This window comes from Paenibacillus sp. NPDC058898, from assembly GCF_049316025.1.
Classification (GTDB): Bacteria; Bacillota; Bacilli; order Paenibacillales; family Paenibacillaceae; genus Paenibacillus_AQ.
This window is the reverse complement of the sequence record NZ_JBMOSM010000003.1, coordinates 572,237-594,766: the sequence shown is the minus strand read 5'-3', so window position 1 is coordinate 594,766 and position 22,530 is coordinate 572,237. Positions and strand designations below refer to the sequence as shown.

Annotated in this window: 21 protein-coding genes and 1 pseudogene; 20 read left to right on the top strand and 2 right to left on the bottom strand. The window is 49.9% G+C overall.

Annotation, left to right across the window (positions count from 1 at the left end):
- Positions 1-150 precede the first annotated feature (150 nt).
- From wecB to ACOZB4_RS11070, 17 genes and pseudogenes are all read left to right on the top strand, one after another.
- Positions 151-1,214: pseudogene (wecB, locus tag ACOZB4_RS11150) on the top strand (non-hydrolyzing UDP-N-acetylglucosamine 2-epimerase).
- 78 nt (positions 1,215-1,292) lie between these two features.
- Complete coding sequence (gene trhA, locus ACOZB4_RS11145; protein WP_076325253.1) at positions 1,293-1,940, top strand: PAQR family membrane homeostasis protein TrhA; 648 nt, start codon at positions 1,293-1,295, stop codon at positions 1,938-1,940.
- 138 nt (positions 1,941-2,078) lie between these two features.
- Positions 2,079-2,435: a putative DNA-binding protein gene (locus ACOZB4_RS11140; RefSeq protein WP_076325018.1), complete on the top strand. Its 357-nt coding sequence runs from the start codon at positions 2,079-2,081 to the stop codon at positions 2,433-2,435.
- A gap of 21 nt (positions 2,436-2,456) precedes the next feature.
- On the top strand, positions 2,457-3,839 hold the full coding sequence (gene ffh, locus ACOZB4_RS11135; protein ID WP_076325017.1) for a signal recognition particle protein: 1,383 nt from the start codon (positions 2,457-2,459) through the stop codon (positions 3,837-3,839).
- A gap of 48 nt (positions 3,840-3,887) precedes the next feature.
- Positions 3,888-4,160: a 30S ribosomal protein S16 gene (rpsP, locus tag ACOZB4_RS11130; protein WP_006211361.1), complete on the top strand. Its 273-nt coding sequence runs from the start codon at positions 3,888-3,890 to the stop codon at positions 4,158-4,160.
- Between the two features lie 21 nt (positions 4,161-4,181).
- Positions 4,182-4,412: a KH domain-containing protein gene (locus ACOZB4_RS11125; RefSeq protein ID WP_006211360.1), complete on the top strand. Its 231-nt coding sequence runs from the start codon at positions 4,182-4,184 to the stop codon at positions 4,410-4,412.
- A gap of 112 nt (positions 4,413-4,524) precedes the next feature.
- Entirely contained in the window at positions 4,525-5,046 is a 522-nt protein-coding gene (rimM, locus tag ACOZB4_RS11120) for a ribosome maturation factor RimM (protein WP_076325016.1), read from the top strand.
- A 3-nt stretch (positions 5,047-5,049) separates the two neighbouring features.
- Positions 5,050-5,865 carry a tRNA (guanosine(37)-N1)-methyltransferase TrmD gene (trmD, locus tag ACOZB4_RS11115; RefSeq protein ID WP_379404729.1) on the top strand — a complete coding sequence of 272 codons (816 nt, stop codon included), beginning with the start codon at positions 5,050-5,052 and terminating at the stop codon, positions 5,863-5,865.
- A gap of 188 nt (positions 5,866-6,053) precedes the next feature.
- Positions 6,054-8,246, top strand: a complete 2,193-nt coding sequence (locus ACOZB4_RS11110) for a collagen-like repeat preface domain-containing protein (RefSeq protein ID WP_422759538.1) — start codon at positions 6,054-6,056, stop codon at positions 8,244-8,246.
- 111 nt (positions 8,247-8,357) lie between these two features.
- On the top strand, positions 8,358-8,501 hold the full coding sequence (locus ACOZB4_RS11105) for a hypothetical protein (protein ID WP_179090702.1): 144 nt from the start codon (positions 8,358-8,360) through the stop codon (positions 8,499-8,501).
- Between the two features lie 239 nt (positions 8,502-8,740).
- Positions 8,741-9,085, top strand: a complete 345-nt coding sequence (gene rplS / locus ACOZB4_RS11100) for a 50S ribosomal protein L19 (protein WP_015736355.1) — start codon at positions 8,741-8,743, stop codon at positions 9,083-9,085.
- A gap of 102 nt (positions 9,086-9,187) precedes the next feature.
- Positions 9,188-9,802, top strand: a complete 615-nt coding sequence (gene lepB / locus ACOZB4_RS11095; protein WP_076325014.1) for a signal peptidase I — start codon at positions 9,188-9,190, stop codon at positions 9,800-9,802.
- 55 nt (positions 9,803-9,857) lie between these two features.
- Positions 9,858-10,724 carry a ribosome biogenesis GTPase YlqF gene (ylqF, locus tag ACOZB4_RS11090; protein ID WP_379404724.1) on the top strand — a complete coding sequence of 289 codons (867 nt, stop codon included), beginning with the start codon at positions 9,858-9,860 and terminating at the stop codon, positions 10,722-10,724.
- 355 nt (positions 10,725-11,079) lie between these two features.
- Positions 11,080-11,697 carry a ribonuclease HII gene (locus ACOZB4_RS11085; protein WP_076325012.1) on the top strand — a complete coding sequence of 206 codons (618 nt, stop codon included), beginning with the start codon at positions 11,080-11,082 and terminating at the stop codon, positions 11,695-11,697.
- 80 nt (positions 11,698-11,777) lie between these two features.
- The gene (locus ACOZB4_RS11080; protein WP_379404722.1) at positions 11,778-13,754 is read left to right on the top strand and encodes a hypothetical protein; all 1,977 of its coding nucleotides are present in this window, start codon (positions 11,778-11,780) and stop codon (positions 13,752-13,754) included.
- The gene (locus ACOZB4_RS11075; RefSeq protein ID WP_076325010.1) at positions 13,751-14,062 is read left to right on the top strand and encodes an EscU/YscU/HrcU family type III secretion system export apparatus switch protein; all 312 of its coding nucleotides are present in this window, start codon (positions 13,751-13,753) and stop codon (positions 14,060-14,062) included. Before ACOZB4_RS11080 ends, ACOZB4_RS11075 begins: the two co-directional genes overlap by 4 nt.
- Complete coding sequence (locus tag ACOZB4_RS11070; RefSeq protein ID WP_076325009.1) at positions 14,062-14,445, top strand: YraN family protein; 384 nt, start codon at positions 14,062-14,064, stop codon at positions 14,443-14,445. Before ACOZB4_RS11075 ends, ACOZB4_RS11070 begins: the two co-directional genes overlap by 1 nt.
- A 152-nt stretch (positions 14,446-14,597) precedes the next feature.
- On the opposite strand, the gene ACOZB4_RS11065 is transcribed toward ACOZB4_RS11070, so the two are convergent.
- Positions 14,598-16,208, bottom strand: a complete 1,611-nt coding sequence (locus tag ACOZB4_RS11065) for a YifB family Mg chelatase-like AAA ATPase (protein WP_379404719.1) — start codon at positions 16,206-16,208, stop codon at positions 14,598-14,600.
- A gap of 374 nt (positions 16,209-16,582) precedes the next feature.
- On the opposite strand from ACOZB4_RS11065, the gene ACOZB4_RS11060 reads away from it, so the two are divergent.
- The 3 genes from ACOZB4_RS11060 (at position 16,583) to ACOZB4_RS11050 (ending at position 20,053) form a co-directional block, all read left to right on the top strand.
- The gene (locus ACOZB4_RS11060) at positions 16,583-18,118 is read left to right on the top strand and encodes an extracellular solute-binding protein (protein WP_379404718.1); all 1,536 of its coding nucleotides are present in this window, start codon (positions 16,583-16,585) and stop codon (positions 18,116-18,118) included.
- A gap of 141 nt (positions 18,119-18,259) precedes the next feature.
- Positions 18,260-19,177 (top strand): ABC transporter permease, encoded by a 918-nt coding sequence (locus tag ACOZB4_RS11055; RefSeq protein WP_379404716.1) that lies wholly within the window; start codon positions 18,260-18,262, stop codon positions 19,175-19,177.
- 12 nt (positions 19,178-19,189) lie between these two features.
- Entirely contained in the window at positions 19,190-20,053 is an 864-nt protein-coding gene (locus ACOZB4_RS11050; protein WP_379404714.1) for a carbohydrate ABC transporter permease, read from the top strand.
- A 45-nt stretch (positions 20,054-20,098) separates the two neighbouring features.
- Here ACOZB4_RS11050 and ACOZB4_RS11045 read toward each other — a convergent pair whose 3' ends face one another.
- Positions 20,099-22,339 (bottom strand): helix-turn-helix domain-containing protein, encoded by a 2,241-nt coding sequence (locus tag ACOZB4_RS11045; protein ID WP_379404712.1) that lies wholly within the window; start codon positions 22,337-22,339, stop codon positions 20,099-20,101.
- Positions 22,340-22,530 lie beyond the last annotated feature (191 nt).

Sequence of the window (22,530 nt, the reverse complement as noted above, 5' to 3'; positions counted from 1 at the left end):
TCATGACCGGAACGAATCTATCAATTTTCCATATAATGCTTAAAATATGAGGTTCAGATCTATCTTTTCATATAAAATGAGGGGGAGTGAAGGTTCGTGAATCAGAAAAATGTTCTTGTTATATTCGGAACGCGGCCGGAAGCGATCAAAATGGCACCTTTGGTTAAGGAATTGGAGTCAGCCCCGGGATTAACTCCAATCGTAAGCGTAACCGCCCAGCACCGGGCGATGCTGGATCAGGTGCTTCGTTTTTTGAAATCCAGACGCAAACGGATCTGAATATCATGAAGGAAGGGCAATCCTTATACAGTCTGAGCGCTGATCTGCTAAAAGGGATGGAGAAGGTATTCCAAGCGAGAAAATATGATCTTGTGCTGGTCCACGGGGATACAACGACAGCATTTATCGGTGCTTTAGCAGCTTATTACGCGAAGATTCCGGTGGGACATGTGGAAGCAGGGCTGCGGACGTATGATAAATACGCGCCGTTTCCAGAGGAGATGAACCGCGAGTGGATCGGCAGAGTGGCGGATATGCATTTTGCCCCGACGGCACTGTCCGCATCAAATCTCAAAGCTGAGAACCGTTCGGCTCACGTATATGTAACGGGAAACACGGGAATCGATGCGATGAAGTGGACGCTTCAGGCTCCTTTTGAGCATCCGATACAGCGCAAGTTACGGAAAAATAGCCGACTCATACTGATGACCATGCATCGCAGGGAGAATTGGGGAGAACCGATGAAAGGGGTGTTTGAGGCGGTGAAGCGGGTGATCCAGAAGCACCCTGACATTGAAGTGATATATCCGGTCCATCCGAACCCTGTGCTGCAGGAGGCGGTCGCGCAAGAGCTTGAGGGGCACGAGCGAATCCACTTGACCGAACCGCTCGATGTGGTAGATCTGCATCATATCATGCAGCGTTCCTATCTGGTCTTGACGGATTCCGGCGGCATACAGGAGGAAGCGCCGTCACTAGGGAAGCCGGTTCTGGTACTGAGGGATAAAACCGAACGCCCGGAAGGATTGACGGCCGGTACCCTAAAATGCGTCGGCACGAAGTGTGAAGTAGTTCAGGCAGGAATAGAGCAGCTGCTGACGGATAAGGAAGCGTACCGCAGCATGTCAAAAGCCCATAATCCGTTTGGCGACGGCACTGCGTCCCGCCAAATCGTCAGCGCCATCCAGCAATTCTTCCAATCGCGGGGCGGCTGATATAGTGGGCGGTTTTGATTTTGCATGCCCGCAGCGCGTATAATGAAGTATAAGATTTCAAGCGAAAGGATACCTGTTATGGCCAATACTTACACATATCCACGCAGAGAAGAGATAGCGAATGCAATAACACATGGCATAGGAGCGGCACTAAGCGTTGCAGCACTGGTGCTCCTGATTGTTTTTTCAAGTTTGAAGGGCACTGCCTGGCATGTGGTTAGCTTTACGATCTACGGATCGACGATGCTCCTGCTGTATTTGAGCTCAACGCTCGTACACGGCTTGAGAGACGGGAAAGCTAAGGATTTCTTTGAGTTTATGGACCACTCCTCCATTTACTTGTTTATCGCAGGGACGTATACGCCTTTCCTGCTGGTTGCCATACGGGGAACGCTGGGCTGGAGTCTCTTCGGGATCGTATGGGGCGTTGCGCTGTTTGGTGTCGTATTTAAAGCATTCTTCGTCAAGAAGTTTCTGTTCCTCTCCACGGTATTTTACATTGCGATGGGCTGGTTGATCGTCATTGCCTGGAATCCGTTAACGGCGGTTGTAGCGCCGCAAGGTATGAATTTGCTTGCCATTGGGGGCGTGCTGTACACACTGGGCACTATATTCTATGTATGGCGGGGTTTTCCTTACCATCATGCCATCTGGCATTTGTTTGTGCTGGCGGGTTCGATTCTCCACTTTTTTGCGATACTGATCTACCTTCTTCCTATCGGTTGAACGGGCAGGATGAAGGCTTCCTAAACATGAAGAAGGATGACAAGGGAAATGGCTTGACATCCTTCTTTGTTTTTTGTATGATAAGGTTCGTTAAGCGAACTGTAAAGTGTTTTTCCTTGACGAGGGGGGTGCCCTTAAATGAGTCAGGAGAATCGGCTCGAGAAAACGAACCGGATCAATTTGCTGTTCGATTTCTATGAGCAGCTGCTGACAGAGAAACAGCAGACCTTTTTGAAATATTATTTCCATGATGATTTTTCCCTTGGAGAAATCGCAGGTGAATTTGAGATTAGTCGTCAGGCCGTCTATGAACATATCAAGCGTGCAGAGCAGGTGCTCGAGTCCTATGAAGAGAAGTTGGGGCTCCTGAGCAAGCATGAGACGCGCATCCGGGAGCTGGATAAGTTTCGGGAAATGGTGGAGAGTAGCGACCTGGGTGAACATGATAAGAATGTAATGACCGATATGGTTGAACGATTAAAAGTATGGGATTAAGTATGAACGGAGGTGGCGGATATGGCGTTTGAAGGATTGACCAGCAGACTACAGAATGTGTTCAGCAAGCTTCGTGGTAAAGGCAAGGTGTCCGAAGAAGATGTAACAGCCGCCATGCGTGAAGTAAGGCTCGCGCTTCTCGAAGCCGACGTTAACTTCAAAGTGGTTAAGGATTTCGTATCCAAAGTAAAAGAGAAGGCCATCGGCAAGGAAGTGATGGACAGCTTTACGCCCGGCATGGTGATCATTGACATCGTTAATAAAGAGCTGACGGAGTTGATGGGAGGAAGCCAAGCCAAACTGGCGAAGAGCAATAAGCCGCCAACGGTCATTATGATGGCCGGTTTGCAAGGTGCCGGTAAGACAACGACTTCGGGCAAGCTGGCCAAGCTGCTTCAGAAGCAGAACAGCCGACCGCTGCTTGTTGCCGGCGATATCTATCGTCCTGCTGCGATCAAGCAGCTCGAAGTACTCGGTGATCAGATCAACGTGCCAGTGTTCTCCCTGGGAGATAAGACAAGCCCAGTGGAAATCGCGAAGCAAGGCCTCCAGCATGCCAAAGATAATGGTCACGATTATGTCATTATCGATACTGCCGGTCGCCTTCATGTCGATGAAGAGCTGATGGAAGAATTGAAGCAGATTCACAGCGTCGTAAATCCTGACGAAGTTCTGCTTGTCGTTGACGCAATGACGGGTCAGGATGCGGTGAACGTCGCGGAAAGCTTCAATCAGCAATTGACGCTGACAGGTGTCGTACTCACGAAGCTGGACGGGGATACCCGAGGCGGTGCCGCCCTCTCGGTTAAGGCTGTTACCGGATGTCCGATCAAATTCGCGGCGCTTGGCGAGAAGATTGATGCGCTGGAGCCGTTCCATCCAGAACGGATGGCATCGCGGATTCTCGGAATGGGTGATATGCTGTCTCTTATCGAGAAAGCACAATCGAACATTGATGCAGACAAGGCCAAGGAAATGGAACGTAAAATGCGTAATGCCGAATTTACGTTCGAGGATTTCCTGGAGCAGATGGATCAGGTCAAGAAGCTCGGTCCTCTGGATCAGCTGATGGATATGATTCCGGGCATGGGCAAGATGAAGCAAGCCAAGGATCTCAAGGTTGACGAGAAGCAGATGGGACGCATCGAGGCAATTGTCCACTCCATGACAACAGCGGAGAAGCAGCAGCCTGATATCATCAATCACAACCGTCGTAAACGGATTGCGGCAGGCAGCGGAACCTCGCTAGCTGAAGTGAACCGGCTCATCAAGCAGTTTGATGAAATGCGCCGCGTGATGAAGCAGTTCTCGGATATGATGGGTCCTAAAGGCGGCAAGAACAAAGCGATGAAACAGCTAAAAGGCTTGACCGGTGGGAAAGGCATGAAGTTTCCATTCCGTTAAGTCTCGGTCATATCGAATGGACATTTTTTGAAGGAGGTGAATTTTCAAATGGCAGTACGTATTCGTCTGAAACGCATGGGTGCTCACAAGGCTCCTTTCTACCGCGTGGTGGTTTCTGATTCCCGTTCCCCACGTGATGGCCGTTTTATCGAGGAAATCGGTTATTACAATCCGGTTGCTCAACCGGCTGAAGTTAAAATCGATGAAGAGAAAGCACTGAACTGGCTTCAAAATGGTGCGCAAGCATCTGACACGGTTCGCAACTTGCTTAGCAAAGCGGGCGTAATGAAGAAGTTTCATGAGCTGAAGCATCAGAAATAAGACTGATCGCGAGGGTTATCTATGGAAGAATTAGTTCGCGTTATTGCTAAGGCTTTAGTGGATCATCCAGAAGATGTGACTGTGAAAACCGTTGAGAAGGAGCACTTGATTGTATATGAGCTGTACGTGCATCCTGACGATGTCGGGAAGGTCATAGGCAAACAAGGGCGTATCGCCAAATCATTGCGTACAGTCGTAACATCGGCGGCGGTTAAAATGGATAAACGGGTGACCGTTGATATCATTTCTTAAAATATACGAAAGGGGGTTAGGATGCATGTCCTAGCCCTTTTTCGTACATGCTGAAGAAATCAGCCGGTCAAACCAGCTTAGAACGTTTATTAAGTGATGCAGGAGGAAGACCATGTCTGAAAAGTTGTTAACTGTAGGGAAAATCGTGAATACGCACGGCATCCGCGGGGAAGTTAAAGTCATGCCGCATACGGATTTTGCCGACCAGCGATTTGCTCCAAAGAGCCAGTTGTATATTGTCCCGGACAAGGGGAGCAAGATTGAAGTAACGGTGGATACATCTCGTTTTCATAAAAACATGTATATCGTTAAATTCAAGGAGCTGCATGGCATCAATGATGCTGAAAAATATAAGGGCTCGCTGCTGAAGATCACAGCGGATCTTCAGGAAGAGCTTCCGGAGAACGAGTACTATTTCCATGAGATCATTGGCTGCAAGGTGATGACCGACGAAGACCCTGCCGAGGAGCTTGGCTTGATCACCGAAATTTTGACCCCAGGCGCGAATGATGTGTGGGTTGTCAAGACACCTGAGGGAAAAGAAGTTCTCCTTCCGGCCATACCGGATGTCGTACTTGATGTAGACAAGGAATCGAAGCTTGTTCGGGTGCATCTCATGGAAGGGTTGTTATAGTCGATGCGGATCGATGTGCTGACGCTGTTCCCCGAGATGTTCGATGGTGTGTTTCATTCGAGTATTCTGGGTAAAGCAGCCGAAAAACAAATTGTGAACTTGAATGCCATCAACTTCCGCCAGTATGCCGGAAATAAGCACAGTCAGGTCGATGATACTCCATATGGCGGCGGTGGGGGGATGGTGTTAAAGCCGGACCCGATTTTTGCTGCGGTAGAGGATATCCTTGCTTCGGATACGGATGAAATTTCGAATCATGAGGATGGGGCTAATCCTGTCGGAAAGATTCCAGTGGAAATTTCCGGAACAGCCAAGCCTCCGCGAGTCATTCTGATGTGTCCGCAAGGAGAGACCTTTACGCAGAAAAAGGCCGAAGAGTTGTCTCAGGAAGACCATCTGGTGTTTATATGCGGTCATTACGAAGGTTATGATGAACGGATTCGCGAGTTTCTTGTTACCGATGAGTTATCCATCGGGGATTACGTGCTTACCGGTGGAGAGCTGCCAGCGATGGTTGCCATTGATTCAGTGGTCCGATTGCTGCCGGGTGTACTAGGCAATGAAACGTCAGCGGTGACGGATTCATTCAGTACTGGCCTGCTGGAATATCCGCACTATACCCGTCCGGCTGAGTTTCGCGGCTGGAAAGTGCCGGATATTTTGTTAAGCGGTCATCATGCAAATATTGACGTGTGGCGTCGGGAACAGGCGCTTAAGCGGACATGGGAGCGTCGCCCTGAGTTGTTAGACAAGCTGGAGTTGTCCAAGCAGGATCGGGCATATTTAGACAAGCTTCAGCGAGAAGCGGGATCCTCATAAGCTTTTTTGTTTAATCTCACGAACAGATCTGTAAGCACAGGTCTGTTCGTTTTTTTTATTTCTTGAATGTGGCTAGTATGTAGTAATTTGCACGTTTCATGTTTGCACCTGAGAACAAAATTCGTATGAATTGAATAGTGTGATAAATAGGCGTTTGCGGATGCATTAATCGTAAGGGGTGAAATCGATTGAGGCAAGAAAGAAGGAAACGTAGGAACAGCAAGGTTGTAATTCAGGGACTTACACCCGAACGAATCCGTGTCGGAAGGAACCAAGCCACTCCATTCGTTACATTGATCCGTCAATTAACATCACTGTTACACGCATTTGTGGAACAGCCGGTTAACGAGGATTTCACACTTATCAAAATACAATTGCAGAGCCTTAACGATCTGGTCTCGGAAATGAGGTTCTCGCTGCGGGAACGGCGGGGTCTTAGGCAGGTTGTACAGCAAATTGCAAGGATTTCCAATTCGGACAATCTGGAAGGGATTTTAACAAGATTGAATGAAGTCATGACGTTGTTTCAAATGTATGGAGAACGAATCGGGGTCGGCGGCGAGATAGGTCCGGATATCGCTGCTTTGCAAAATGGTATTCAATCAAGGCTGGATAATGCGTTTCCGAGTGCGGATGCTGTCCCTCTAATCAATTTAATGAACAATCTGCCTTTTTACATTATGAATGCAACGACGAATCCAGGGGCCGGGTCTCGTCAGCAGCTTACTGAAGTACTTCAGGGAATTAACCAGCAGGCTGCGAGATTAGGGAGTTCCGGACAACAGCTGGGCAGGCTGCAACAAGCAACGGATGGAATTAATGCATCGTTGCAGAATGGGGCGTCGCCTGAACATTTGAATGAACAGTTGATCAACTATACGAATGCTCTTTCAGGAACGATAGCGACATTAAGCATTCCGGTGGCTGTCCAAGATGCTGCTCTGCAATCTCTGCCAGCTGTTGCAAGGACGAGCGCTGAAAGTGTTCAAGGTCTCACGATCCAGGAAACGTTGGAAGGCGTGCCAGGTAACGATCAGCCTGGCGTGATTGGAGCGACAGGAGCCACGGGTGTGACTGGCCCGACAGGCATTGCAGGTGCTGCAGGATGGCACGGATTGGACGGCGTGCAGGGAGCAACTGGCCCGACGGGTGCGGTGGGTGCTACAGGTCCAACAGGTCCGGAAGGACCGCCAGGGGCACCTGGCGGGATAACAGGAGCGACCGGACCGACTGGTGAAACCGGTGCGACTGGAGCAGTAGGCGAGACCGGGGCAACGGGAGCCACTGGAATAACAGGCGCAACTGGAGGGACGGGTGAAGTAGGTGCTACAGGAGCAACAGGCGTTACCGGGCCAACGGGAGCTACGGGTCCGACAGGAGCGACTGGAGAAATTGGTGCAACAGGAGTCACAGGAGCAACGGGAGTGACTGGATTAACAGGCATGACCGGTGCTACGGGTGCAACTGGCGCTACAGGGCCAACGGGAACTGCAGGACCAACAGGTGTAACAGGCCCGACTGGAGCAACCGGAGAAGTAGGTGCTACAGGAGCAACAGGCGTTACCGGGCCAACGGGAGCTACGGGTCCAACAGGAGCTACGGGAGCAACCGGTGTAACAGGCCCAACTGGAGGGACGGGAGAAGTAGGTGCCACAGGAGTTACAGGAGTAACAGGAACAACGGGAGTGACTGGATTAACAGGTCCGACAGGTACTACGGGAGCAACTGGCGCTACTGGGCCAACGGGAACTGCAGGACCAACAGGTGTAACAGGTCCGACAGGAGCAACCGGAGAAATTGGTGCAACAGGAATTACAGGAGTAACCGGAATAACAGGTTCGACTGGTGCTACTGGAGCAACCGGTGTAACAGGCCCGATTGGAGTCACTGGGGCAACTGGAGCAACTGGTGGTACTGGGTTAACGGGAGTCACAAGAGCCACAGGTCCAGCAGGTCCAACCGGTCCGACGGAGGCGAATACGCTTATCGGCGGCAGCGTGTTGTATGCCAGTAATGGAGTCACTCAAAATGTGGCTACTAATTCACCTGTAACATTCTCGACGAGCACACTTCAAGGTGTAACATATAATGGTACAACGACGTTGACCATTGTGACAGCGGGTTTTTACTATTTAGATTGGCAGATATGGCTCGAAAATGGCCAAACCGCTCCCAACACGTTCGGAATCGTCGTGAATGGGAGTATAACCAGTACGGCGAACATGAACTCGAATTCAACCACTGCCGAGGTATCAGGATCTGCGGTCATCAATTTAAGTGCCGGTAACACCGTAGGGCTCTATAATTTATCGCCAGTCAGCAAAGCGATTAATGCTCCTCAAACTGGCGCAAGGATTTCTATCTTTAGAATTGGCTCTTAGCCCAGATTTGTATACTTCAGTGTCATATTTTTTAATATTGCTGATACAACTCCTGCGTTGATGGGTAATATGTAACTGGAGAATCACTTGAGAACTGGGAGGCATCTTGTCATGGCAGAACATCGACAACAACATGAAGCGAAAATAGAAGAAACAACAAATACAGAAGTTCAATTTCAAACGGTAGATGACATCCTTGAATACTATGGCAAGCGTCATAAGGGCATGCACGACTCGAAAGAAACCGTAAATTAAGGTGAGGCTAACCGCTTTCGGCATGATTTTTCATGCTGGAAGTGGTTTTTTATGGACCAGAGCTAGGAGGAAAAGCTGGTTTCTGCATGAGGGTGTAAAGATAAAACACTTGATTCGGTCTACAAAATATGTTATCATTTCTTTTGTTGTGAATACGGTGGTCCGCTGCGGATAATGAAGGAAATACATAGAGTTTCCGGAAGATGCAAGAACACCTGTGTGAGAGGAGGGAGTCATAGATGAATATCGTTCAAGCGATTACTCAAGAACAACTTCGTAAAGATATTCCGAGCTTTCGTCCTGGTGATACTTTAAAAGTACACGTTAAGGTTATCGAGGGAACTCGTGAGCGTATCCAGTTGTTTGAAGGTGTAGTAATTAAACGTCGCGGTGGCGGAATCAGTGAGACTTTTACCGTTCGTAAAATTTCTTACGGTGTTGGTGTGGAAAGAACTTTCCCAATCAACTCGCCTAAAATCGATAAAATCGAAGTGGCTCGCCGTGGTAAAGTGCGTCGTGCGAAGCTTTATTATCTTCGTGAACTGCGCGGTAAAGCAGCGAGAATTAAAGAAATTCGTCGTTAATTACAAGGCGGTAAAAGGGGCTTGTGCGTATATACAAGCCCCTTTTGTATATCCAAAAATCGCTATAATGCGAAAGCGATCTATAGAGAAGGACGGTGGGTTATGGAGAAAGATCAACACCAGGAGGCAATTGAAACCAACGTGGGGAAACCGGCCAAAAAGGCTAAGAACGAGCTTGTAGAATGGCTGAAGGCTCTTCTCATTGCTCTGGTTCTCGTCGTTCTCATTCGCTGGCTTCTCTTTAAACCGTTTATTGTGCAGGGTCCATCCATGGAACCTAACTTTGTATCCAATCAGAAGCTGATCGTCAATGAGATTTTATATGATATCCGTAAACCCGAGCGTGGAGAAGTTATCGTATTCCATGTTCCTGATGAGGGCAGGGATTTCATTAAACGCGTGATCGCAGTTGCTGGTGATACGGTTAAAGTTGAAGGCGATAAAGTGCTTGTCAATGGGGAGCCTGTGAATGAAACCTACATACAGGAAGCGATTGATCAAGCCCATGCTGAAAACAGATTATACAATAACACAGATTTCCCGAACTCGTTCGTTCAGGATGGTGTTGTGCCAGATGGTCATGTGTTTGTGATGGGAGATAACCGCTCCAACAGCACGGACAGCCGTATGATAGGATATGTTCCTTTGGGGGATATTATCGGGCGAGCAGACTTGATCTTCTGGCCGATTAAAGACATAGGGCTCATCAACCATTAGCCAAGGCGCTAAAGAAACGATGAAAGTTTGCAGTGCAAAGTAGAGGTGACGACGTTTGACAATACAATGGTTTCCCGGACATATGACCAAAGCGCGCCGCCAAATTCAGGAGAAGCTGAAGCTGATCGATGCTGTAATTGAACTGACCGATGCGAGGCTTCCGCTCTCAAGCCGAAATCCGATGATTGACGAGATTTTGCAGGGCAAGCCGCGGCTCATTATTATGAATAAAGCCGATTTGGCAGATCCTGAGGTCACAAGGCAATGGCAAGCCCACTTCAAGGAAAATGGCCTAACCGCCTTTCCTGTAGATGCATCCACAGGGACAGGTGTTAAGGATATTCCGAACCAGATTAAGCTGCTGCTGAAAGAGAAGATCGATAAACAAATAGCCAAGGGCATGAACCCGCGAGCTATGCGTGTGTTGATTGTAGGTATACCGAATGTAGGCAAATCCACGCTGATTAACCGTCTTGCTGGTCGTAACATTGCGGAGACGGGAGACCGTCCGGGTGTCACGAAAGGACAGCAGTGGATTAAGGTTGCTGGTGGTGAGATGGAATTGCTGGATACACCCGGCATCCTGTGGCCAAAATTCGAAGATCAGAATGTAGGGTATCGTCTTGCGGTAACCGGCGCCATCAAAGAGGAAATATTGAACGTAGAGGATATTGCCTTTTTTGCGATCAAATATTTCTCCAACTATTATTGGGAATCGATGAGCGAACGTTTTGATCTTAAGGAGCGCCCAATAGATCTGGATAACCCGGATGAAATTGTGGCGATAATGGAAGCGATCGGAAGAAAACGAGGCTGCATCGTCAGCGGAGGAAGAGTCGATCTGGAAAAAGCCTCGAGCATTTTCCTACGTGAACTACGCGCAGGCAAGCTTGGGCGTTATTCGATGGAATCCCCTTATTGATTCAATAGGGTGAACGAGAGCTATCCTCCACTAGTTTAAACCAAAAAATAACCATTCTGCCGGTTAACGGCGGAATGGTTATTTTTTATGGATCAGATCAGGAGGAGATTAGACTGCATTGATTCTATCTAGTTTAACTCGGTAGATACTCTGAAGATCGACTTCGTTTGGATGTGCGTGACTTGTTTGGACCGGCATTTTCGCATCAGCTCCAGCAGGAAAGGGAGGTTAAAGGGTGACGCTCTGTGGCGAGTGTGATAATCTAGAAGAGTTACTAGATTGATAGAACGTGTTTGAAACACCGTATGTACAGACATCAAACAAGCGGTAATTCGGGACCAAAGGGGTTAAACCTATGACAGATTTATTAATGTACGAGCGTGAGTACTGGAGCCGTTATATACATATTGCAGGTATTGACGAAGTAGGCCGCGGCTGTTTGTTCGGCGATGTGGTCGCTGCGGCGGTTGTTTTGCCGGAGGGGTTAGTGATTGAAGGGATCAATGATTCGAAGAAACTCAGTGCCAAGAAGCGGGAAACCCTCTATGATCTCATTATGGAACAGGCGCTGGCGGTTGGCGTTGGTTTGGTGGATGCGGAAACGATTGACCGAATTAACATCAAACAAGCCGCAAGGCTTGCCATGAAGATGGCTATGGAGCAATTGGCTGTTACTCCCCAGTTTCTGCTTGTTGATGCCGAGAAGGTGGATTGCGATATTCCCCAGCGTGCCATCATTAAAGGCGACGCTAACAGCCAGTCCATTGCTGCCGCCTCCATTATTGCCAAGGTCACTCGCGACAGATTGTGCGAAGGGGAATGGGAGACGCGTTATCCGGAATACGGAATCGCCGTACATAAAGGCTACGCTACCAAGTTTCACCGTGAACAGCTGCAGCTGCACGGACCTACCGCTATGCATAGAAGAAGCTTTCTGAAAAATATGGAGATTGAGCAATTGTCCTTATTCTAGATTTCAATGCAGCCCGCCCTCGTCAAAAGGCGGGCTGCTGCCGATATATAAGGTAAACAGAAGGTGTGGGAGGAACTATCGTGAACATCGGATCGTTGATTCGTGGCCTCCTGGGAGAGCAAAAGCCGGGAGACGCCAAGATGTTGGAATTAAAACCGGGTCAGGTCGTTCGCGGTGTTGTTATGAACGTATCGGAAGACGGACAAGAAGCCGTGGTGCAGATCCAGGGCGTTCAAGTGAAGGCGAAGCTGGAAACGCCGCTTCGAGCCGGGGAAACTGCCCTTCTGCAAGTTCAGCCGCCGGGAGAGGGAGGGACGGCCGTTCTCAAGCCGCTTAGTCAAACGCCGGGACAACCGCTGTCCCCGTCTTCCATGGCTGAGGTGCTGGATTTTGCCGGTCTTCCGGATACGAAGGAAAACCGCGAAATGATCCGGGGTATGCAGAACGCGGGAGTTCCGCTAACGAAGGACAATATCGCCATGTTCCGCGAGGCATTGACCGTGAAGCCTCCGCAGATTCCCGCGGCGGAATGGGCGGAGTCGGCTGCGATTGCGTTTCACCGCGGACTGCCGATTACCCCCGAAAGCGTGAAGGGACTGCATCAAGCGGTATTCGGGCCCCAACTGCATCAACTACTGCAGTCGTTGGAGCAGCAGCTGGCGTCTGCTTTAAGCGCAGGTAGTGGAGGTTTGGTGGATGCGGGGAAACAAGCAGCATCCGGAGCACCTCCCACGGTTGGCGGTGAGGCTTCCGCTGGCAGTGTCACGCAGGCCGGCTCAGGTCAGCAAGCGCTGCTGACCAAGCTGCAAGGCCTGCTGCAGCAGCTGCGCGGCGAGCTCGCGCAGCCATGGGCCAGCGGCGGCACGGCAACGCCTGCCGCCGGTCAACCCGCCACCGTGGCCATGGGCCCGGCGGCAGCTCCAGGCGAAGGTGCCGCAGGCCCTTCGCCAAAGCCGCCCACCCCCAGCGCGGAGCCGTGGGTGGGGCGGCTCTTGAAGCTGCTCGGTGCGGAGCACGAGCAGCAAGCCCTGCGCGGGGCCGGTACGGGCCCCGCGGGCGAAGCGGCGCGCACGGGTAGCGCCGCACCACCTGCCGGGCAGCAGGCAGCCGCGCAGCCCGGCAGCAACACGGCCGCGGGCGCGGCTCCAGGAGCGAATGCGGCCGTGCCAGCACACACTCCTGCTCCAGCTGCGAGTGCTGCTGCACCGCTGCCCGCCGCAGCTGAGCCAAGCGCTGCCGCGGCAGGCCAAGCAGGCGGACAAGCAGCTTCCCAGCCATCAGCACCGGCCCCTAGCAGCAGTGGCGCAGCAGCGATTACACCTGGGGCTCTTGGCATGCCAGGGAATGCGGCGAATGCGAGCCAGCAAGCTGCTGCGAATGCTCAGGCCGGCGCTGTGAATCAACAGGGCTCGACGCAGCCAGTTGTGACATCCGGGCAGCAGAATATCGCCCAAGGCGTACAGCAAGCCGTTATGGCCTCAACGCCATCGGGTGAATCGGCGCTTGCCCTGCAAGACACACTGAAGGGAGTGTTGCTCCAGGTGTTGTCCAGCCAGGATGCGCCGCCTGCGCTAAAGGAAGCGGCACAGCAAGTCGTTCAGCATTTAACGGGCCAGCAGCTCTTGCTAAACACCGATCGAACAGCACCTTTCGCACAGGTTACCATGTTCATACCTCTGCATGGGGTCGACGGGGAACAGACGGCATCCGTACATATTCAATCCCGCAGAGGCCGAAAAGGCGAGCTGGATGCAACCAACTGCAGGCTGTTGTTCGACTTGGACATGAAATTTCTAGGCCCGACCTTGATCGATGTGCAGGTCGTTGACCGGATTGTCAGCCTCAGCTTTCGGAATGATCAGAGTTACGCCGCGGAGCTGTTTGAGGGGAAAAAGCAAGAGTTGGCTCAGGCTGTTTCGTCTATCGGCTATCAATTGCTTAGCGTAAAAACAGAACCGCTACCCTTAGTTGCACCGCTTACTTCAGACGCGTCCGTGCAGGGAACGGCGGCAGAATACACCCCGCAAACCTATAAAGGGGTGGATATGCGGATATGAGCAAGGAAGAGAAAGAGCAAGGACAAATAACGGCCATGAAAAAGGCGGTCGCCCTTAAATATACGCCTGGCGAGAGTGAAGCACCGATTGTGGTTGCCAAAGGGCAAGGGAAATTGGCGGAGTCTATATTAGACAAAGCCAAAGAGCATGGCGTCCCTGTCCAAGAAGATGCAGCTTTGGTGGAGATTCTCTCTAAGCTGGATCTGGATCAGCAGATTCCAGAGGTGCTATACCAGCTTGTAGCGGAAGTGTTAACATATGTTTATCGTGCGGATCGTGAAGCGAAGGATGGAGGGATGATGCCCTAATGAACTCGCCATCCGGTAAAAAGGACAGCCGCAAGCAAAAAGGAGCCGCTGCCGAAGAGCTGGCGGCCGCTTCCCTGATTGAAAAAGGATACCGGATTTTGGACCGCAATTGGCGCTGCCGCTTTGGAGAACTGGACATCGTCGCTGAAACAGGGGAGACCCTTGTGGTAATTGAGGTCAGAAGCCGAAGCGGAACGAATAGCTTCGGCACGCCTGCCGAGTCCGTGAATGCTCGCAAAGTGATGCAGGTCCGAAACACGGCCCAGCAGTACGTTCATCATAAGCGTTATTATGACCGGCCAATCCGTTTTGATGTTATCTCCGTTATGCTTCGCGCGGATCTGACGTCTGTCTCGATGGATCATATCGAGAATGCATTTTGATGGGTACGAGCCGAAGCAGCCATAACAAAGAAGGTGATAGGAGCTGAGCTCCATCACCTTCTTTGCGTATGACAGGTTTATTTTATGCAATAGGAGCAAACTTCCAGTCTTCATGAGTCATCGGCCTGATGACCATGGGCTATTGTCTTTCATCAACGAGTTGTTTCTTCGGCAGTGATATATTGTCGATCCAGCTGACGGTATTGAATCGCTTCAGCGATATGTTGGCTTTGGATTGCATCGGATGCCTCCAGATCGGCAATGGTTCTGGCTAGCTTCAGGATTCGGTCATAAGCGCGCATGCTCAGGCCCAGCGTATCGATTGTCGCTTGCAGGAGCTCTGCCGAGTCCTTGTCCAGCACCGCATGTTTCCTCAGGAAGCTGCCGAACAGTTCGCTGTTCCAGCTGAACGGGAGCTGTTTATAGCGTTCCAATTGAATCGTTTGTGCCGCATAGACTTGATCCCGCATTTGCTCGGATGATATAGGTATTGTGCTTCCCGGCCATTCCTTAGGCCGAGGCACGTCTACTTGAAGGTCGATCCGATCCATCAAGGGCCCCGATATTCTAGCGCGGTATGTAGCGATTCGGGTAACGCTGCACGTGCAGCGTTGATGGGGGTGATCACTGCCGTAATAACCGCACGGACAGGGATTCATCGAACAAGCGAGCATGAAGTGCGCAGGGAAGGTAAATACCGCTCGTGCCCGGCTGATGGTTACTTCGCGATCCTCCAGGGGCTGTCGCAGCACCTCCAGCACATGCCTCGAGAACTCGGGAAGCTCATCCAGGAAGAGAATGCCTTTATGGGCCAGACTGACTTCCCCCGGCTTCGGAATGGTGCCGCCTCCGATGAGCCCGCCAGCCGAGATGGTATGGTGAGGGGACCGAAAGGGGCGTCTTGTCATCAACCCGTCGGATGGCTTTAGCTTTCCGGCAGCGCTGAAGATTTTCGTTGTAGTCAACGCTTCTTGGTCCGCCAGCGGCGGCAGTATGGTGGGGAGGCGTTTCATGAGCATCGTTTTTCCAGTACCCGGGGGCCCAATGAGCAGAATATTGTGCATGCCTGCGGCAGCAATGGTCAGGGCACGTTTGATATGCTGCTGACCGATCACATCTCGATAGTCTTCCAGCTGCTTGTCCTGCAGGCCGTTCACATGGGTTCTGCTTGTATGCGTCGACCGATCATATCTGAGCTTTGACAGCGAAACGGTAAAGCTTGTAGTTCCCCCAGTTTCACTATCAAGGATGTTCTCATCGGGCTCTTCCTGGATAAGCTCCTTTAAATGCTGGAGCCCATAGACCTCGATCCCCCCGATCAATGCAGCTTCCGGAGCATTTTCGCGCGGGAGAATAACCCCGGCATACCCTTCCTTTTTCGCTTGCTCTACCATCGGCAATACCCCTGTGATGGGCCTAAGTGTACCATCCAGTGCAAGTTCGCCCAGGATCAACATTTGCCCGGCATTCGAAAAGGTCCATTGCTCGCTTGTTAGCAATATGCCGACGGCGATCGCCAGATCGAAGGAAGAGCCCTCTTTGCGCAGATCTGCCGGTGCAAGATTGACGGTTATCCGTTTTAAGGGATAGGTAAAACCGCAGTTTTTAATCGATGCCCGAACCCGCTCAATAGATTCGCGAATGGAGGAATCAGGCAGACCGATGATAGAAGTTTGGGGCAGCCCGTTCGCCAGGTCCACCTCCACCTGGATGACAACGCCGTCAATGCCGTGCAAGCAAGCGCTATGAAGTTTTCCGTACATAAATGAAAGCACCTCATTTCTGATATCAGTGGATTGAATCGCAATAGAACATCCAAGATTCGAAAAGGGTGCTTCCTCATTTTCGCTGTGTGACTCTAGTCCGTATTGTAAAATTTTCCTTCCCGACTGTCAATTCGCACTATGCAAGAAACTCCATTCAATAGGCAAGGGCCCATCCGTGGTGCGGGATCTGAGCGGTGAATGTACCGTAGTTCAGAAAGTTGCCACTTTTTCAGAATCGTAGCTACAGGCAATAACGGGAAGGAATGTCAATAGTCAACGCACGGGTTCGCAAGTAGAATCAAAATCATAAACGACATGCTGCCTTAAGAGCGGCTGGCGTTACATCATCATACATAAGGGAGAGGGCTCGCGTGAAAATTTGGAACCGAAAGCTCGGGTTGCTGGCATTAGCTGCCATTATAACCGGCACGTTATTGAGCGGATGCTCAAAAGAAAACGCGGTAAAGGAGGAGAATCATGAAAACGTCGCCTTAGGTAAGGAAGTCACACTAGAGATGATGACTTTTTCTCATACGAACTGGCCGTATAAGGAAAATTGGCCGATTTATAAGTACTTGAAAGAAGAAACCGGCATCTCCTTCAAGGTACAACCTGTGATGAGTGACTACACCACAACGATGAACCTGGCGATATCCTCGGGCGAGATACCGGATCTTATGATGGTCAACAGCCTGAATGCCGCCAACACGCACGGGGCAAGCGGAGCGTTTGTCGACTATTTCGAGCACTTGGATCAGATGCCGAACTACAGGAAGTTTCTCGAGGACCATCCGGAAGTAAAGGCAGCTATTCTGTCTCCCGAGGGGAAGAACTATTTTATGCCGTTGTATGGACTTGAGCAGCAATCCAGGCGGTCATGGCTTTACCGGGACGACGTATTCGAGAAACACAATCTGACGCCGCCGACCACCTACAACGAATTGTACACGGTTGCGAAAAGATTGAAGGAAATATATCCGGACAGCTTTCCGATTGCCGTGTTTAACGGTTTGAGTCCTCTGGTTAATATGGCACCGGCGTTTAACACCAATAGCAGCTATTATTACGATGATGAGAAGGACGAATGGCGCTACGGCCCAACAGAGGACAATTACAAGAAAATGGTTGAGTACATGAATAAGTTTTATGCGGAAGGATTGGTAGCACCTGACTTTATGGCGCATAAACGCAAGCAATTTAACGATCTGCTGCTTCAGAACAAATCGTTTATCGCCAGCGACTATATCGGCATCATGGATGAACTTCCGTTAATGCTTGGGGATAAGGCATCCGAGTTCAGTCTCGATTATATGGTTCCTCCTGTTGGAACTCCGGATGGCAAGTCCCACAATGTATTCGCCGGATTGCAGTCCGACGGCTTTGCGGTGGCGGCAAATTCCAAGGAGCGGGATCGGCTTCTTCAGTACCTCGATTTCTTGTTCTCCCCCGAAGGAATTGAATTGGCAACTTGGGGTAGGGAAGGGGAGACATTCACAACCGAGAACGGGGCTCGCAAATTCAACGTGGATTACAAAGAGTTCGGCGGCTTGAGAACCAAGACGGGCATCGCAACAATCGGGGCACATACGGTATTGGATATGACGGCTTATGAGTCCATGTATTCTCCAAAAATGCGGGAAGCGATGAAAATCGCGCCTGACCATGAAACGAAGCCGCAGCCAAGGCTCGCCTATACAAATGAAGAAAATGAAGTGCTGAGCATGGTCGGCGAAACCGTGAAAAAGTTCCATGAGGAGCAGATTGCCAAGTTCATTCTAGGACAGAAACCGATGGATGATTGGGATGCTTACGTGAACGAAGTGAACAAGCTTGGCGTGCAGCAGGTGCTGGATGTTCATAGGGGCGCTTATGAGCGGACGCAAAAGTTCCTAAACGAAGCCAAGTAAAAATTATACCTGCACGGATGTTGCCAGATGAGCGCACTGCTTTCCTTTCCCGGACCGGCTTTCGGAAGTATAGGCTGGTCCCGGTCCTTATGGGAAGGGGCCTGTAGGTCAGTTTTGATTTCGCTAAGGAGGGTACGTTTTTTGCAAGCACAGAATTCGAGTTTCTTGACGAAAGTGAAGCGGGACAAATACCTGCTGCTGCTTCTTCTTCCCTGTGCTCTGTATTACATCATTTTTAAGTATGTTCCCATATTCGGCATTTCGATCGCCTTTATGGACTACAACTTATTTAAGGGGATCACGGAGAGCGACTGGGTGGGGTTCAAATATTTCAGCATGTTTTTTAATACGCCTGACTTCTGGCCTGTTTTCAGAAATACATTTCTATTGGGGTTATATAAGCTGATTTTCGGTTTTCCGGCTCCTATTATTCTTGCGTTACTCATCAATGAGGTGAGCAAATCCTTTTTGAAGCGGTTTGTCCAGACGGTCAGTTATCTTCCGCATTTCATATCCAACGTGATTGTAGCAGGAATCGCGGTCATGTTTCTGTCCCCGACAGGTGGAGTGGTCAACCAGTTGCTCAGCGCAATTGGAGTCGAGCGGATCAACTTTCTGGTTGAGGCCTCCTGGTTTAGATCGATTTATGTAACGACTGACGTATGGCAGCATATTGGATGGGGCACTATCATCTATTTGGCTGCTTTGACGGCAATCGATCCGCAATTATATGAGGCGGCACGGATGGATGGGGCTAATCGGTGGAAGCAGACGCTGAACATCACACTTCCCGGCATCGCGCCGGCGATCGTGATTATCTTGATACTTGATATCGGAAAAATACTGGAGATCGGCTTTGAGAAAGTATACCTGCTCTCGACTCCGGCCACTTATGAGACAGCCGATATTATATCCACCTATGTGTACAGGGTCGGATTAACGCAAGGCAACTACAGTTATGCCACGGCAATTGATCTGTTTACCGGCATCATCAGCTTTATCTTCATTATCGCGGCCAATTCGTTCAGCCGACGAGTCAGCGGAAGCAGCATCTGGTAAAGGAGGAACGTGATGAAACCGAAATGGAACTGGTTTGACGCGCTCAATGCCTTGATTTTGTCCGGGATTGTGTTGGCGTGTCTATACCCGTTTGTTTATATGCTGGCCGTGTCCCTCAGTGATTCCGCATCCATCGCCTCCGGGGAAGTATGGCTATGGCCGAGGGGCTTCAACCTGGATATGTATCAGTATGTGTTCGAAGACGGACGGGTGCTGAAAGGATATAAGAACACGCTGATTTATGTGATTTCAGGAACTGCCATTTCTTTGATTGTAACGGCACTTGGGGCTTATGCGCTGTCCAAGACCAAGATGGTCATGGGCAAACCGATCTTGATGCTAATCGTCTTTACGATGTTTTTTAACGGTGGGATGATTCCGACGTTTCTGGTCGTGAAGGAGCTTGGCTTTGTCAATACTATATGGGGTATGGTGCTGCCCGGAGCGGTAGGCACCTGGAATCTGCTCATCATGCGAACTTTCTTCATGGGTATGCCTCAAGAGCTAGAGGAATCCGGAAAAATAGACGGGTTGTCCGAAATCGGAATCTTCTTCCGGATTGTGCTCCCGCTCTCCAAGCCGGTGCTGGCTACCATCGGATTGTATTATGCCGTCGGGATGTGGAATAATTTCATGGGGCCGCTGCTGTATCTGCGGGATGCCGATATGCAGCCGCTCCAGGTGATTTTAAGAAACATCGTGCTGTCGGGGCAATTGACGGGAACGGATGGTCCGGTTGTAGGCGATATCGTGGTGGTGGAGGATGGCTTGAAATTCGCTACCATTATGGTGTCCACCTTGCCGATCCTGCTTGTCTATCCGTTTATACAGAAGTATTTTGTAAAAGGGGCTTTGATTGGCTCGGTTAAAGGTTAAAGGTTAAAGGTTACAGGTTAAAGCGGCCGGCCGCTCACCTGTGTGTTATCGGATCCAGTTGGTTTTCCGGTAATCACCTGGTGTTTGGCCGGTTACTTTTTTGAACATGCGGATAAAGGAAGTGACATTGCGGTAGCCGATCCGGTTGCCTACTTCCTGTATCGGCATATTTGTTGTCTGCAGTAGTTCTTTCGCTTTTGTTATTCGAATCGCATTCAATTGGTCGCTGAAGTTGCTCCCCGTTTTCTCTTTAATATACCCTGACAGATAAGTAGGCGACATGTTGAGTTTAGAAGCAAGCTGTTCGAGCGATATTTCTTCAGCGTAATGCGACTCCAGATAATGAAAGACATATTGAATGATATCGTAATGTTCCTCTCGTTTCAGACGGATCGCATGGGCTGCATGGGCGAGCTCGTCGAGAAGGATGTCGCGGTATTGCTCAGGGGTCACGCTGTATGCAAGCTTTTCTGCGTAGTCCGGAAGTGCGTCGATATTGATTTTCAGCAGTTCTACTGTCCTTCTCATGCGGACCGAGACCGATTTGGCAAAGTGGCTTAGTTGATCGGCCGTGGCCTCTTGCCGCTGCAATCGATCCAGGGCGCGCTCAATGAGCGATTGGCAGCTGCTCTCGTTGCCGGCCTGTAAATTCACGTAAAACTCGTGCTCTTGCTCGGCAGTGAATCCTGTTATATCTTCACGGCGTTCCTTCTTCCAGATGATCTGGGTTTCCTCAATCGGCATGGCTTGTTGCAGGAGCGACATGGCTTCTGCATAAGCCCGGTCAAAATCAGAGGTTTGCTGGAACACGGACGAAACCGCAATATTCACGAGATAAGTGCTTTGATCTTGATCAAAAATCTGTTTGAGCTGACTCAGACACTGCTGCAGCATATCAGATTTTTCTTGAGTATACACAATGGACAAGATTTGCTTGCCCTCCATCTGAAGGGTGTGGGATAGGGGAAACGATTCTTGTATTTGCAGCGTGATCATATCTTTGATCTTGCCGGTTGCTCTTGTCATTAAGGCATCAAGCTGACGCGAAGGGACGTGCCGGTACCTCAACTGATAAACGATAACCATGAATGCACCCTCGCCGACCCAAAGCTCTTTGGCAGCGGCGGTATCAAGTGCAAAGTTTTTGAACTGGGCCAAATAATGGTAGCTGGTTAAGAGCGGTTTGGTATGGTCCATCCATTCCTTGATGCTCTTTCGTTCATGCTGCAAACCCTTCAGGTGGTTGGAAATGGCGCTGAATTCGGCAATGCTCCCTTGATATAGCTCCATCTCCGCCTGGCCCAGTCCTGTAACCATTCTCTTGAGCGGCCGATTGATTTTGCGGGAAAATACCCAAGATGCCAGAATCCCGATGAGCAGGGTAGCTGCAAATAACAGCACGGCAATCCAGTTCATGCGGCTGATGCTTTGGTTGAGTTCGTTATGCGGAATAATGGAGACGTAGGTGAGGCCGGAGCGGGTGCCCTTTTCGAAAAAGTAATAAGATCCCTTCTCCATCATCCATTCCGATTGGCCGTCCCATTCCGGCAGTGGCTGGGTTTTCACATCCGGGGCTGATTCGAACAGAATTTCTCCCTCCGAGTCCATCAGCAGAAAACGGGAACCGGTCATTCCTTTATAGGATTCATACCAGCTTTTCATATTTACGAGAGCTATGATCTTCCAGGGACTGCTCTGTACGTTTGTAATTAGAGGCATCAGGTGTAACTCGCTCTTCTCTGTCCCGATGGAGAAAATGCTGCTGGGAAGCATATGCAGAAAACCGGTTGTGTGATCTCTCTGTTTCCAGAACTCGTATGGATAGGAGTCGCTTATGTAGTAATGCTTAAACATGCGGTCATCGTCAACGATGCCATCCCGTTCAAGCAGGAAGGAATGATTCTGGTAGTAAATCATGACATTGTTCAAGTGATAGTAGGGCTGGCTTACCAAGGTCCGGATCTGATCCATCACCATATCCACCTGCAGATAATTGATGCCCTTCTTTCCGCCGGAATCGGCCTGCCTGCTGATATTGCCGACAAATTCATCGTGCTGAAGGTTGAGGAGGAGATTCTTCCAAGTAGAGTATTGTTTCTCAAATTGATCTACGGTATTTCGAATCAGGGTCAGATTATATTTGACAATTTCATTGTTTACATTACGGGAGTAGAATGTCATCGACCATAAATTGTAGGAGGAGAGCAGGAAAATCACGATGAGAAAATACACCAGCATTTTAACAAATAATGAATGGAGTGGAAAAAATGACTTCAACCAACTCATGCTGAATCTCCTTATGAATGCGTTCACTAATCTTTCAATCATTCTAACGGATAGCGGAAAAAGGATAAAGAGTTTTATTTTGCGTCACAGTTTAACTTAAATGAAAAGGGATTTAATGGTATAATAGTAATCGATATACTAATTATTTCGGATAGGAGAGGGAAGCGGGATGACCATATTATGGGGAAATA